Raw genomic sequence first — 13,872 nt, 5'->3', positions numbered from 1 at the left:
CGATCCCTTTGCTCCCAACTTGCCGTCAACACGTGGTTATACGGTGCTTGCACACAGTGGACATGTCTTGTGATGCTATGACCGCTTTTGACGGATGAGTTGACCGTAGTTGACCAGCAAGACCAGCCAAAGGGGTGGCGTGAACGTGCCGGCCAGTACAGCGCCTCAAGTCCCGCCCCAGCACGAGGCAGGCGTCCCGGACACCCCGCGCCCACGGCCCCAGAGCACCCGGGGGGCCGACACGCGGGCCCTCACCCAGGTCCTGTTCGGGCAGCTCAAGGGGCTGGAACCGGGCACACCGGAGCACCACCGGGTGCGCGGGGCGCTCATCGAGGCCAACCTGCCCCTCGTGCGGTACGCGGCCGCCCGCTTCCGCTCCCGCAACGAGCCGATGGAGGACGTGGTCCAGGTCGGCACGATCGGCCTCATCAACGCCATCGACCGCTTCGACCCCGACCGGGGCGTCCAGTTCCCCACCTTCGCGATGCCCACCGTCGTCGGCGAGATCAAGCGCTACTTCCGCGACAACGTACGGACCGTCCACGTCCCGCGCCGGCTCCACGAGCTGTGGGTCCAGGTCAACGGCGCCACGGAGGACCTCACGACCGCCCACGGCCGTTCCCCCACCACCGCGGAGATCGCCGAGCGGCTGAAGATCGGCGAGGACGAGGTCCTGGCCTGCATCGAGGCCGGGCGCTCCTACCACGCCACCTCCCTGGAGGCGGCCCAGGAGGGCGACGGGCTGCCCGGACTGCTCGACCGGCTCGGCTACGAGGACCCGGCCCTCGCCGGGGTCGAGCACCGTGACCTCGTACGGCACCTGCTCGTCCAGCTCCCCGAGCGCGAGCAGCGGATCCTGATGCTCCGCTACTACAGCAATCTGACGCAGTCCCAGATCAGCCAGGAGCTCGGAGTCTCACAGATGCACGTGTCAAGGCTCCTCGCCCGGAGCTTCGCCCGTCTGAGGTCCGCAAACAGGATCGAAGCGTAGCTGGAACGGGTAGACCGGTTCGGAGCAGTTCTGCGCGGAAGTTCGGCACCCCAAAAGCCGCACACCCCTTGTTTCCTGCGGAAATCCATCGCCGCCGTGTCGACAAGTCACTACAGCGTGTTGCCGACATGTGACATTCTGCTGGAACCGCGTTTGCCGCAGCCCCGCCTCCGGTATTCAGGTGGAGGCTGCGTTCCTCCGATGGTCGTGGCCGCCGCGACCGTCCGCGACCTCAAGGGGGTGGCATGTCCGCAGAACAGGGCAGCTCGAAGGTGCTCACGCTCACGCCCGCGCAGACGCCGGTACAGATGCACGTACCGGAGCAGACGTCCGTGCCGAGCGAAGCGCCCCCCACGCCGCTTGTCGTCTCGTCGGAAGCCCTCGACACCCGCACGCTCTCCCGCTCGCTGTTCCTGCGGCTCCGCGCCCTGGACGACGAAGGAGTCGCGGCGGACAGCCCGGAGCGGACCTACGTCCGCGACACCCTCATCGAGCTCAACCTGCCGCTCGTGCGGTACGCCGCGGCCCGCTTCCGGTCCCGCAACGAACCGATGGAGGACATCGTCCAGGTCGGCACCATCGGCCTGATCAAGGCGATCGACCGCTTCGACTGCGAACGCGGAGTGGAGTTCCCGACGTTCGCCATGCCGACGGTCGTCGGTGAGATCAAGCGCTTCTTCCGCGACACCTCGTGGTCGGTCCGCGTCCCGCGCCGGCTCCAGGAGCTGCGGCTCGCGCTGACCAAGGCGAGCGACGAACTCGCCCAGAAGCTCGACCGCTCGCCGACCGTCCCCGAACTCGCCGCCGTCCTGGGCGTGTCGGAAGAGGACGTCGTCGACGGCCTCGCCGTCGGCAACGCCTACACCGCCTCCTCGCTCGACTCCCCGTCCCCCGAGGACGACGGCGGCGAGGGCTCCCTCGCCGACCGCCTCGGGTACGAGGACACGGCTCTGGAGGGCGTGGAGTACCGCGAGTCGCTGAAGCCCCTGCTCGCCAAACTGCCGCCCAGGGAGCGGCAGATCATCATGCTGCGGTTCTTCGCCAACATGACCCAGTCACAGATCGGCGAGGAGGTCGGCATCTCCCAGATGCACGTCTCCCGACTCCTCACCCGGACCCTGGCCCAGCTGCGCCAGGGACTGATCGACGACTGAACCGACGCCAGACTCTGGCGTACTGACGACCCGTCAGCCAGACTGCCGCCATGCGGCGACAGAAGTCACTTCTGGCAGTGGTCGCGCTCTGCCTCGGCGGAGCGCTGACCGCGTGTGGCGGAGGCGACGGCGAGGGTTACGCGGCGGTGGGCGCGGGCACCGCCCCGAAGGGCCCGTCCGGGCCCTCGGGAAAGGTCACCCTCGTCCCCCTCGACAGCCCTTCGGCGAGCGGAACGACCTCCAGCACGTCCTCGCCCTCCCCACCGTCGTCCGGCCCACCGGACGGCCGTACGACCACAGCGCCATCCCCGGGAAGCCCGCCGCCCGGTACCGGGGAGCCGCCGACCGCCTCGCACACCCCGGGACGGCCCGCCGATCCCGGCACGACCACACCCGGCACCACGAGGCCCGGCACGACCACACCCGGCACCACGAGGCCCGGCACCACGACACCGCCTCCGGCACCACGGCCCACGCCGCCGCCACCCGCCCCCGTGCCCGCCCCGTCCCCGGCCGCGCTCACCCTCTCCGCGCCGGCCCTCGCGGACGCCGACAAGCGGTGGTGCGAGCGAGTGACGGTCACCTTCCGCAACACCGGCGGCTCCCCCGCCCGCTCGGGCACGGTCACCTTCGCCACCCACGTCATCGGAGCGCTCGGTGTCGACTGGGCCACGATCGAATCGACGCAGCCCCTCCCGGCCCCGATCGCCGGCGGCACGTCCCGGACCCGGACCTACACCGTCTGCGTGGACAGCTGGCGCGTGCCGCTCGGCATGCACGTCGACACCCGGAAGGTCACGGCCACCTGGACGTGACCGTGCCGCACACCCGCGTCGACGGCAGGCACTCACCCCACGACGTGGGCCGCGCCCAGATGCCGCCGCAGGAGCACGTTCGCGTCGGTCTCCGCGCTCCAGTCGCACCGCAGCCGCGCGGCCGTCCGGCTCTCGGCCAGCTCGGCGCACTCCCCGCAGCCCGACACCGGAACCGGCGGCCGGCTCAGGTCGTACGCCGCCCCCGCCCGGTCGTTGGCCGCGCGGACTCCGGCGCTCAGCCGCTCGGCCGGCGTCGCGGGCCGCACCCGCGCCGGATCGGCCTGCCACTCCCGCCCCCCGCCGACCGGCCGCAGCATCGCGTACGGCCCCTCCGTCCCCCGGTACTCGCCCACCCTCCGGGCGACCGGGTCGTACACCAGGCCCCCGCTCCGCATGTGCCCCGCCATTCCACGGCTCCTCAGCTCCTCACCCGATCGGGCGACTACTCTCCGTGGCTCCAGCGTTGCTCAATGGGAGGGGCGCCCACAACGCCCGACGCGTGCCAAGGGCCCACTGTCACGAGGGGGGACGGAGTGACTCGACGCAATGCCACGGCGGGCCCGGCAGGCCCGGCCGCCACGACGGCGGGCGTCTTCGGCGAACTGCTCAAGCACTACCGGGAGTCGGCGGGACTGACGCAGGACGCGCTCGCGCGCCGGATCCCGTGCGACCGCTCGCAGGTGGCCCGTGTCGAGGCCGGTACGCGGGTGCCGCAGGACACGTTCGCGAAGGCCTGCGACGAATTGCTCGGCACGGGCGGGGTGTTGCTCCGCCTGTGGCACCGGATCGACTGGTATCCGGAGGTGGAGCACCCGGACTGGTTCAGGCGCCGCGCGGAGATGGACGCGGAGGCGGTCGCCTTACGGGAGTACCAGGAGCAGGTGGTTCCTGGGCTGTTGCAGACGCCGGAGTACGCCCACGCCCTGTTCTCCCGTGTCGCGAACGGCGCGGAGCTGGAGGAACGGGTCCGGGCCCGGCTGAGCCGCCAGCAGCGGTTCTTGGCGGAGGACGGCCCTTTGTACGTGGCCGTCCTGGATGAGAGCTGCCTGCGTACCGAACTGGCCGATCCGGAAGTCATGCGCACCCAGTACGCGCACCTGCTGGAGGTGGGCCGACTCCCCAACATCCGTATCCAGATCGCCCCGGCCGCGCTCCGCGGCCTGCGTCGGCCGACCACCTCGATGTCCCTGATCAAGCTTCCCGACGGGCACGAGTGGGTGTATTCGGAATCCCTCGACAGGGGCCACTTCACCGATGATCCTGCTGCCGTCGCCCGTCACGGCCAGACCTATGATGTGCTCAGGGCGGACGCTCTGTCAGCCCGCGATTCGGCTGCTCTGATCGGCGACATGACGGAAGGGTTGGGGCCCCATGCGGAAGCACGACCTGAGCGCGGCAACCTGGATCAAGAGCAGCTACAGCGGCGACAACGGAGGCAACTGCCTCGAAGTCGCCCCCGGATTCCCCGGCCTCGTCCCCGTGCGTGACAGCAAGGCCCCCGAGGGCCCCGCCCTCGTCTTCGAGCGCTCGGCTTGGGACCGGTTCGTCACGGCCCTCTGAGCTTCTGGTGGGTGGCCGCACCCTCTCCGAGCGCGGCGGTCTCCGTCTCCGCCTCAGGGGCGCTCCTTCGTCGCGGCGCCACGGATGGGCTGCGACGCGACGAGGAACGCGGGCCCCCGGCGCGACGCCGGAAGGCGCGGCTCTCGGGAGGGAGGGCAGCCGACCGCCCGAAGCCGGCCGGCAACGCCCACCCCGAAAGCCCCGAGGCCGCCGGAACTCCGATCAGCCCAGCGCCAGCCAGGCCACTCCCGCCAGGATCGCGATCACCACGACCACGCCCACGATGAGGCCGACGCGCGGGCCGGAGGCCGGGGCCGCCTGCGGCTGACGCTGCGGGGCGCCCTCGTCGACGAAGGCGCGGAACATCTGCGTGTTGCCGGAGGGGTCGTAGTTGCCCTCGGGAGCGGGGCCCTGACCGTGCGGAGCATGGGGGTTGTGTGCCATGGGGCAGGACCCTAGCGAACCAGGGGGACCCGGCCCAAGCCCCGTACCTCCGCAGGCCCCATCCGGCACCGATCCCCCGCACGGCTGCCACCTTTGCCGATTCTTTAGCGCCGTTTGACCGATTTAGTTTGCCTGGAGCAACCATCCATCTCTATGGTTGCCCTAAGCAACAAGATGCTTCGGGTCATGGGGTAGCAGTGGACAAGCCGAACCGGTACGAGAACCTCGCCCGACAGGTCAGCGCCATCGGCGCGGTCAAGCGCGGGATGGCCCGTTCGCTGCCCGCCGACTGCCCCAGCGGCTCGGCCATCGTCCTCGCGCTGCTCAAGCACGACGGGGACATGCGGATGAGCCGGATCTCGGAGCGGATGGCCGTCGACATGTCGGTCAGCAGTCGTCACGTCTCCCACGCCGTGGACCGCGGCTGGGTCGAGCGGCTGCCCGACCCGGCCGACAAGCGCTCCCGCATCCTGCACCTCACCGCCGAGGGCAGGGAGAAGCTCGACGAGCTGGACCGCCGGCTGACGGCCATGCTCACCCGCAACCTCGCGGACTGGTCCGACGAGGACGTCGAACTGCTCACCGCCCTGCTCGCCCGCCTCCGCGACTCCTTCGGCGACTGCCGGGCCCACCACGCGTAACAGCAAAGGAAGTTCATGGCCACGACAACACCCGCCCCGCCAACGCAGGCGGGCGGCCACACCTCCGGCGGCGCACCGATGACGCACCGCCAGATCATGGAGGCGCTCTCCGGGCTGCTGCTCGGCATGTTCGTCGCCATCCTGTCCTCGACGATCGTCTCCAACGCCCTCCCCGAGATCATCACCGACCTGGGCGGCGGCCAGTCCGCCTACACCTGGGTCGTCACCGCCGCCCTGCTCTCGATGACCGCGACCACCCCGCTGTGGGGCAAGCTCGCGGACCTCTTCTCCAAGAAGCTGCTCGTCCAGATAGCCCTGGTCATCTACGTCGCGGGCTCGGTCGTCGCCGGCCTCTCGCAGAACACCGGCATGCTCATCGCCTGCCGTGTCGTCCAGGGCATCGGCGTCGGCGGGCTGACCGCCCTCTCGCAGATCATCCTGGCCGCGATGATCGCCCCGCGTGAGCGCGGGCGGTACAGCGGCTACCTCGGCGCCACCTTCGCCGTCGCCACCGTCGGCGGGCCGCTGCTCGGCGGCGTCATCACCGACACCGACTGGCTCGGCTGGCGCTGGTGCTTCTACGTCGGCGTGCCCTTCGCGATCATCGCGCTGCTGGTGCTCCAGAAGACCCTGAAGCTCCCCGTCGTGAAGCGCCAGGTCAAGGTCGACTGGGCGGGCGCCCTCGTGATCAGCGCCGCCGTGTCGCTGCTCCTGCTCTGGGTCACCTTCGCGGGCGACAAGTACGACTGGATGTCGTGGCAGACGGCCGCCATGGTCGGCGGCTCGATCGTCCTCGGCGGGCTCTTCGTGCTCGTCGAGTCCAAGGCGAGCGAGCCGATCATCCCGCTGCGGCTGTTCCGCAACCGGACCATCACGCTGGCCTCCCTCGCCTCGCTCTTCGTGGGCGTCGCGATGTTCGCCGGCACGGTCTTCTTCAGCCAGTACTTCCAGCTGGCGCGCAACGAGTCGCCGACGATGTCCGGCGTCCTGACCATCCCGATGATCGCCGGCCTGTTCGTCTCCTCGACCGTCTCCGGCATGGTCATCACCAAGACCGGCCGGTGGAAGGCGTGGCTGGTCGCGGGCGGCGCGCTGGTGACCGGCGGCCTGGGCCTGCTCGGCACGATCCGCTACGACACGGAGTACTGGCACATCGCGGTCTTCATGGCCGTCATGGGCCTCGGCCTCGGCATGATGATGCAGAACCTGGTGCTCTGCACGCAGAACCAGGTGGACCCGGCCGACCTCGGCTCGGCCTCCTCCGTCGTCACCTTCTTCCGCTCCCTCGGCGGTGCGGTCGGCGTCTCGGCGCTCGGCGCGGTCCTGGCCAACCGGGTCACCCACTACGTCCAGGACGGTCTCGCCGACCTCGGTCCGAAGGCCGCGGGCCTGGCAGGCCAGGGCGGCGGCGGTGGCATCCCCGACATGGACAAGCTGCCGGCCCCGATCCGTACCGTCATGGAGAGCGCCTACGGGCACGGTGTCGCCGACGTCTTCCTCTACTCCGCGCCCTTCGCGCTGCTCGCCTTCCTGGTGACGCTGTTCATCAAGGAGGTGGCGCTGAAGAGCGGCGCCCACGCGGCGAGGAAGACCGGCTCCGAGACCCCCGTCCCGGCCGGGACGGCGGCCCCCGCGAAGGCGGCGAGCACCGCCGTCCCGGAGAGCGGCAACAAGACCGCGGACGACCTGACGGACACGGAGGGCGTGGACGACGTGGAGAGCGCGCCGCGCACCGGTCTCACGGTCAGCGGAACCGTCCGTACCGCCGAAGGCACGGACGTCACCGGCGCGACGGTCACGCTGATCTCGCTCGGCGGGCAGCAGCTCGGCCGCGCGGTCGTCCGCGAGGAGGGCGGCTACGCCTTCGACGCGCCGGGAGCCGGATCGTACGTCCTGATCGCCTCCGCCGACGGCTTCCAGCCGCAGGCTTCCACGGTGGTCGTGCACGACGGCCCGCTCACCCACGACGTGCTCCTGACCGGCACCAGCGGTCTCGCCGGCTCGGTGAGGGCCGCCGAGGACGGGGCGCCGGTGGACGGGACCCTGATCGTGATCACGGACGTGCGGGGCGAGGTGCTGGCCACCGGCAAGTCCGGCGCGGACGGCGGCTTCGGCTTCGCCGAACTGGTCCCGGGCGCGGTCACGGTCGCGGTCACCGCGACCGGGTTCCGCCCGCAGGCGCTGCCCGTGGAGATCGGCGGCCAGGGCGTGACCCGGCTCGACGTCGCCCTGGCGGCCGGAGCGGTCGTCCACGGCACGGTCCGCGCGGGCCTCGACCACCGCCCGCTGGCGGACGCGCGGGTGACCCTGGTCGACGCGGCCGGGAACGTGGCGGCGTCGGCGACGACGGACGCGGACGGCGGGTACGCCTTCGCGGACCTGGACACCGGCGAGTACACCCTCATCGCGACCGGCTACCCCCCGGTGGCGGGGCGGCTGACCGTCAGCGGTGCCGGCCTCGACGGCCACGACATCGAACTCGCCCACCCGGGCGAGTGACCGACCCCCGGCCGCGCTCCGAGCGGAAGCGCGGCCGGGTCCGGGGCGGCAGACAGGGGACGGTCTGCCGCCCCGCTGTACTGCGGAGAGAGTGAGGCACGGATGGGACTGCACGCACAGGTACGGACCCGTGACGGGTGGCCGGTCCAGCACGCGGTGGTGACCGTGACGGACGGTTCGGGCGGACAGGTCCTGCGGGCGGAGGCGGACGGGGACGGCGTCGTACGATCGGAGCCGCCGCTGGCTCCGGGCGCGTACACCGTGGTGGTGACGGCGGTCGGTTACGCGCCGGACGCGCGCACGGCCCTGGTCGGCGCCTCCGGCCGGGCGGAGGCCGGGACGGTGGTGCTGTCCCGCGCGGGCGGTACGGAACTGCCCGCTCCGGGCGTCTGGACGCTGGACGCGGCGCACTCCTCCGTGGGGGCGGTGGCCCAGCACCTCGGGATCTCCAGCGTGCACGGGCGGTTCACCGACTTCACCGGCCGGATCGAGATCGCGCCGGACGTCCTGGCGTCCCGCGTGGAGGCCGTCATCGCGGCCGGGTCCGTCGACACGGGCAACGGCCTGCGGGACAAGCACCTGCGGTCCCCCGACTTCCTCGACGTGGACCGCTTCCCCGAGATCACGTACCGCAGCACGGCCCTGCGGGCGGCCGGCCCGGACCGGTGGACCGTGGAGGGGGCGCTGACCCTGCGGGGCATCACCCGGGAGGTCCCCCTGGACCTGACCTACCTGGGCACGGGCGCCGACCCGTGGGGTGGGGTGCGGGCCGCGTTCCGCGCGGAGGCGGAGCTGCGCCGGGAGGACTTCGCGATGCACTACAACCAGGTGGTGTCGGCGGGCATCGCGGCGATCGGCGCGACGCTGCGGGTGACGCTGGACGTGCAGGCGGTCCGCGAGGCCTGACCGTACGGAGGAGGGGCGGTACGGCGGACCCGACCGTGCGAACGGGCGGTGCCCGAGGCCCGGTCACGGGCGGCACGGCGGCCCCCACCGTACGGACAGGCGATACGCGAGGCCGCTCACAGGCGGTGCCCCGACCGTGCGAACGGACGGTACGCGAGGCCCGGTCGGCGGCCGGACCGGGTCCCTCCCACCCGGTCAGGCCGGGCGGGCGGCCATGACCTCGATGCCGGCGATGAGGATGTCGAGGGCGTAGGCGAAGTCCCGCTCCCAGATGTCGCTGACGCTGCCGTGGGACGCCCGCTCGTCCAGCAGGTCCCGCATGTCCTCGATCTGCGCCGCGAAGTCCGGGTCGTCCCGGAAGGCCGCGACCGACTGCGTGTAGAAGTCGTCGTGCGACATGCCGGCCTCCTCCGCGCGCCGGTCGAACTGGGCTTCGACCGTGCCGTAGCCGTACACGAACTGGAAGACCGCCGCCATCGCGCCCGGCCGGCCGTGCAGTGGCAGACCGGTGTCCCGGACCGCCTCCTGGATCTTCCTGCTGACGGCGAGCGACCGGGGGCCGATGTTGAGGTACGAGCCGACGCACGGCGAGACCCACGCGTGGCGGGCGAGCATCCGGCGGTAGGCGAGCGCGAGCGCGCGGATCCGGCCCTGCCAGCCCTGCGCCGCGTCGACGGCGGCCAGGTCGATCTCCTGGTAGACGGCGTCGAGCGCGAACTCGATGATGTCGTCCTTGGTGTCCACGTACCAGTACAGCGACATCGCCGTGACGCCCAGCTCGGCCGCGAGCTTGCGCATGGACAGCTTGCCGAGCCCTTCCTCGTCCAGCATCCGGATCGAGGCGGCCACGATGCGGTCGCGGTCGAGTCCGGCCGGGCCGCCCCCCGCGCGGGCGGCCCTGTTCTCCAGCCAGACGCTGGAACGCGCCGGGTTCTTGGCCCGGTCGGCTGCTTTCACCATCGCGTTCCTCCTCGATCAGCGGTCCGTGCCCATGCTATGCAGCGGCCGTCCGCTTCTCGGACCGCTCGGCGCGGGCGAGCAGCGCCGCCGCCAGCAGGCCGCCGGCGAACACCGCGACCGCGCCGACCGACTGGCTCGTCTGGAGCCCCGAGGCGAACGCGTCGGAGATCTGCCGCCGTTCGGTCTCACTGCCGGCCGCCGCGAGGGCCGCGGGCAGGGAGGTGGCGGTGACGGCGACCAGCGCGGCGAACCGGGCGTTGAGGACGGCTCCGAGGACGGCGACGCCCAGGCCGTTGCCGAACTCGGCGAGCGTGCCGTTGACACCGGCGCCCACGCCCGCCTTCTCCGGCGGGATCGCGCTCATGATGGCGTTGGCCATGGCCGGGTTGGAGACGGCGAGGCCGATTCCCATCAGGACCAGGCCGAGGAGCATGCCCCAGTAGCTGCCGTCGCTGCCGCCGCCGATCAGGGCGATCGAGCCGAGGCCGGCCGCGACGAGGGTCATGCCGACGGCCACGGTGGGCGGGGTGCCGAGCCTCACGACGATCCGCGGGCCGACGCCGGTGAGGTTGAGCGCGACGACGGTCAGGGCCAGCGGGGCCATCCGCAGACCGGCTTCGAGCGGCTCGTAGCCGAGGACGAACTGCAGGTGCTGGGTGAGCAGGAAGAGCGAGCCGCCCATGCCGAACATCACCAGGATGGCTCCGGCGACGGCGCCCACGAACTTCTGATTGCGGAAGAAGTGCATGTCGAGCATGGGGTACGGGACGCGCAGCTCCCACAAGGCGAAGGCGCCGAGGACGACGACGCCGATCACGGCCGGGACCAGCACCTCGCCGGAGGTCCAGCCGTGCTCGGGGCCGGTGATGATCGCGTACACCGCGGCGGTCATGCCGATGGTGGAGAGCAGCGCGCCCATCAGGTCGGGGCGCTCCCCCTGCGGGTTCTTGGACTCGGGCACCAGCCTGACGACGGCGATCAGGCCGACGAACGCGACCGGGATGTTGACCAGGAAGATCATTCCCCACCAGAAGTGGTCGAGGATGACGCCGCCGATCAGCGGACCGGCGGCGAAGCCCAGCGAACCGACGGTGGCCCACAGGGCGATGGCCTTGACCCGCTCGGAGTCGTCGAAGATCTGGATGACGACGGCGAGCGTGGTGGTCATCAGCAGCGCGCCGCCGACGCCCATGCCCGCGCGGGCGGCGATCAGCTGGGCGGTGGAGTCGGCAAGGCCGGCGGCGAGCGAGCCGAGGCCGAAGAGCGCGAGTCCCGCGGCGAGGAGCTTCTTGCGGCCGTAACGGTCGGCGGCGTTGCCGGCGGTGAGGAGCAGGCCGGACTGGACGAGCGAGTAGGCGTTGATCATCCACTGGATGTCGCTGGTCGACGCGTGAAGTTCGGAGGTCAGCGACGGGATGGCGACGCTGAGCACGGTGTTGTCGAGCAGCACGGTGAGCTGGGCGAGGCAGATGACGCCCAGGATCAGCCAGCGCTGCGGATGGCCGCCGGAGGTCTCTCCGGCGGCGGGTCGGTTCGCAGCGGTCGTCGCCGTCACGATTCCCCCTTGTACGGTGTACGGGACTCGGTCTCGTACACCGTACAAGAGATTCTCTTACGCTGTATAGGAGTGGGCGCGGGAGCGCCTGCCGCGGGGTCGGTGCCGGGCTACTTCTTGCTGGTCAGGTCGTAGAAGGTGGCGCTGTCGACGGTGACCTTCTCGAAGGTGGCCGCGACCCAGGTGGCGATCTCGGAGTTGCCGCCCGGACCGCCGCCCCTCCGGCCGTCGTCCTCACCGGCGGCGGGCCCCCCGGCCACGGACTCGCCGGCCACGGACCCGCCGCTGCCGATGAAGTAGTGGATCTTCCCCTGGGCGACGTACTGCTTGAACTGCGCGAGGGTCGGGGAAGGGTCGCTGCCGTTGAAACCGCCGATCGCCATCACCGGCCTCTCGGTCGCCAGTTGGTATCCGGCGGCGTTCTGGGCGCCGACGGTCGCCGCGGCCCAGGTGTAGGAGTCGGCGTCCTCGAGGAGCGCCGCCTTGGCCTTCGCCCCGACGTTCGTGCCGTTGAGCAGGCCGGCCATGCCACCCCCGCCACCGGGGCCGAAGCGCTCCAGGGCCGGACGCCCTGTGCCACCGCCGGGCATGCCCTGGGGCGGGGTGCCGCCGGGGGCACCGCCGGGCATCTGCCCACCCTGGCCGGCCTGGCTCCCCTGGCCCCCGGGACCGTTGGGCATGCCGCCCTGGCCTGCGCCGCCCTGGGGCAGGGGGCCGCCGGGTCCGGCGCCCTCGGACATCCGCGTGCCACCCGGTCCGCGGCCCATGGCACCGCCCGCGGGGCCCGCCGTCACGATCGAGCCCTGGTGCCCGCTGCCCAGTGTCGCCAGCGTGTAGGCGAACGGCCCCGCGAGCCCCGCGGCCACGCCGAGGCCCGCGAACGCGACGGCGATCCGCCGCCGCACCCGGCCGGCGACCAGCAGCCCGACCGCCGCCACGGCGCCCGCGACCAGCACGCTCCAGCGCAGCCACGGCAGCCAGTCGGGCGTACGGCCGAGCAGCGTCCAGCCCCAGACCGCAGTCCCCCCGGCCGTCACCGCGAGCACCCCCGAAGCGAGGAACGCGGTGCGCTCCTCCCACAGGACGCTCACGCCCATGCCGACGAGCGCGGCGATGTACGGAGCCAGGGCGACCGTGTAGTACTCGTGGAAGATCCCGGCCATGAAGCTGAACACGGCCACGGTCATCAGGAGCGCCCCGCCCCACACCAGGAAGGCGGAACGGGCCGTGTCCGTCCGGGGGGCCCGCCAGGTGACCGCCAGACCGGCCAGCAGCAGGAGCAGCGCGGCCGGCAGCAGCCAGGAGACCTGCCCGCCCACCGAGTCGCCGAACATCCGGCCGATGCCGGTCTCACCCCAGCCGCCGCCCTGACCTCCACCACGGCCACCGCCGCCCCCGACGCTGCCGGTCTCGTCGCCGTTGATCCGCCCGAGCCCGTTGTAACCGAAGGTGAGCTCCAGAAAGCTGTTCTTCTGCGAGCCCCCGACGTACGGGCGGGAGGAGGCCGGCCACAGTTCGACGAGGGCCACCCACCACCCGGCCGAGCCGATCATCGCGAGTCCGGCGAGGGCCAGCTGCCCGAACCGGCGGCCGAGCCCGGCCGGCGCGCACACCGCGTACACGAGCGCCAGCGGCGGCAGGATCAGGAACGCCTGCAGGGTCTTGGCGAGGAAGGCGAGGCCGAAGGCCACCCCGGCCCACACCAGCCACTTGGCGGCGCCGTCCTCCAGGCCCCGCAGGACGCAGTAGACGGCGACCGTCATCAGCAGCGCGAGCAGGGCGTCCGGGTTGTTGAAGCGGAACATCAGCGCGGCGACGGGCGTGAGGGCCAGCACGGCGGCCGCGATCAGCCCGGCGCCCGCGCCGAACCGGCGCCGTACCGCCGCGTAGAGGACGGCGACGGTCGCCACCCCCATCAGCACCTCGGGCACCAGGATCTGCCAGGAGCCGAGCCCGAAGAGGCGCACGGACAGGGCCATCGGCCACAGCGCGGCCGGCGGCTTGTCGACGGTGATGGCGTTCGCCGCGTCGAGCGACCCGAAGAAGAAGGCCTTCCAGCTCTGGCTGCCGGCCTGGACGGCCGCGGAGTAGAAGGAGTTGGCGTACCCGGAGGAGCCGAGGTTCCAGAGGTAGAGCCCGGCCGTGACGAGCAGCAGGACGAGGAAGACGGGCCGCACCCAGGGGGCGTCGGCGGCGCGCCCGCGCCAGAGACGGCCGAGCAGGCCGCGTGGCGCGGTCCGGGGGCCGGGGCGGGCGGGGGCTGCGGTCACCTGTGCGGTGGTCATCGGGACGTCCTCGCGGGGGAGTCGGAGGTGGGGGAGTCGGAGATGGTCGGCTCGGGGGACGA

12 protein-coding genes and 1 pseudogene are annotated in these 13,872 nt (G+C 72.1%); 8 read left to right on the top strand and 5 right to left on the bottom strand.

Going from position 1 to position 13,872, the window contains the following annotated elements; translation table 11 throughout:
- The first annotated feature begins 145 nt into the window (after window positions 1–145).
- The 3 genes from AB0K65_RS02535 to AB0K65_RS02525 all read left to right on the top strand — a co-directional run bounded on the left by AB0K65_RS02535 (window position 146) and on the right by AB0K65_RS02525 (window position 2,960).
- Window positions 146–991, top strand: a complete 846-nt coding sequence (locus AB0K65_RS02535; protein ID WP_365713482.1) for an RNA polymerase sigma factor SigF — start codon at window positions 146–148, stop codon at window positions 989–991.
- Window positions 992–1,236: 245 nt separating this feature from the next.
- Entirely contained in the window at window positions 1,237–2,145 is a 909-nt protein-coding gene (locus AB0K65_RS02530) for an RNA polymerase sigma factor SigF (RefSeq protein ID WP_365713480.1), read from the top strand.
- A gap of 494 nt (window positions 2,146–2,639) precedes the next feature.
- Entirely contained in the window at window positions 2,640–2,960 is a 321-nt protein-coding gene (locus AB0K65_RS02525; protein WP_365713478.1) for a hypothetical protein, read from the top strand.
- A gap of 32 nt (window positions 2,961–2,992) precedes the next feature.
- On the opposite strand, the gene AB0K65_RS02520 is transcribed toward AB0K65_RS02525, so the two are convergent.
- Window positions 2,993–3,367 (bottom strand): hypothetical protein, encoded by a 375-nt coding sequence (locus AB0K65_RS02520; RefSeq protein ID WP_365713476.1) that lies wholly within the window; start codon window positions 3,365–3,367, stop codon window positions 2,993–2,995.
- 126 nt (window positions 3,368–3,493) lie between these two features.
- Between AB0K65_RS02520 and AB0K65_RS02515 the strand changes: the two genes are divergently transcribed.
- Window positions 3,494–4,447 carry a helix-turn-helix transcriptional regulator gene (locus AB0K65_RS02515; protein ID WP_365713474.1) on the top strand — a complete coding sequence of 318 codons (954 nt, stop codon included), beginning with the start codon at window positions 3,494–3,496 and terminating at the stop codon, window positions 4,445–4,447.
- Window positions 4,416–4,520 (top strand): annotated as a pseudogene (locus tag AB0K65_RS02510) (DUF397 domain-containing protein); the annotation flags it as partial. The gene AB0K65_RS02515 and the pseudogene AB0K65_RS02510, both read left to right, overlap by 32 nt.
- A gap of 222 nt (window positions 4,521–4,742) precedes the next feature.
- On the opposite strand, the gene AB0K65_RS02505 reads toward AB0K65_RS02510, so the two are convergent.
- Window positions 4,743–4,964, bottom strand: coding sequence for a hypothetical protein (locus AB0K65_RS02505; RefSeq protein ID WP_365713472.1), 222 nt, complete (start codon window positions 4,962–4,964; stop codon window positions 4,743–4,745).
- Between the two features lie 197 nt (window positions 4,965–5,161).
- Between AB0K65_RS02505 and AB0K65_RS02500 the strand changes: the two genes are divergently transcribed.
- From AB0K65_RS02500 to AB0K65_RS02490, 3 genes are all read left to right on the top strand, one after another.
- Window positions 5,162–5,605, top strand: coding sequence for a MarR family transcriptional regulator (locus AB0K65_RS02500; protein ID WP_365713470.1), 444 nt, complete (start codon window positions 5,162–5,164; stop codon window positions 5,603–5,605).
- Between the two features lie 15 nt (window positions 5,606–5,620).
- The gene (locus AB0K65_RS02495) at window positions 5,621–8,104 is read left to right on the top strand and encodes an MFS transporter (RefSeq protein ID WP_365713468.1); all 2,484 of its coding nucleotides are present in this window, start codon (window positions 5,621–5,623) and stop codon (window positions 8,102–8,104) included.
- Between the two features lie 102 nt (window positions 8,105–8,206).
- Window positions 8,207–9,010 (top strand): YceI family protein, encoded by an 804-nt coding sequence (locus AB0K65_RS02490; RefSeq protein WP_365713466.1) that lies wholly within the window; start codon window positions 8,207–8,209, stop codon window positions 9,008–9,010.
- A 195-nt stretch (window positions 9,011–9,205) separates the two neighbouring features.
- Here AB0K65_RS02490 and AB0K65_RS02485 read toward each other — a convergent pair whose 3' ends face one another.
- From AB0K65_RS02485 to AB0K65_RS02475, 3 genes are all read right to left on the bottom strand, one after another.
- Entirely contained in the window at window positions 9,206–9,970 is a 765-nt protein-coding gene (locus AB0K65_RS02485; protein ID WP_365713464.1) for a TetR/AcrR family transcriptional regulator C-terminal domain-containing protein, read from the bottom strand.
- Between the two features lie 34 nt (window positions 9,971–10,004).
- The gene (locus AB0K65_RS02480; RefSeq protein WP_365713462.1) at window positions 10,005–11,525 is read right to left on the bottom strand and encodes an MFS transporter; all 1,521 of its coding nucleotides are present in this window, start codon (window positions 11,523–11,525) and stop codon (window positions 10,005–10,007) included.
- Window positions 11,526–11,635: 110 nt separating this feature from the next.
- Window positions 11,636–13,810 carry a glycosyltransferase family 39 protein gene (locus AB0K65_RS02475; RefSeq protein ID WP_365713460.1) on the bottom strand — a complete coding sequence of 725 codons (2,175 nt, stop codon included), beginning with the start codon at window positions 13,808–13,810 and terminating at the stop codon, window positions 11,636–11,638.
- Window positions 13,811–13,872 lie beyond the last annotated feature (62 nt).

Source organism: Streptomyces sp. NPDC053755, assembly GCF_040677675.1.
In the GTDB taxonomy this organism is placed as follows: domain Bacteria; phylum Actinomycetota; class Actinomycetes; order Streptomycetales; family Streptomycetaceae; genus Streptomyces.
The sequence above is the reverse complement of the archived record's forward strand: the minus strand, read 5'-3'. Positions and strand labels throughout refer to the sequence as shown.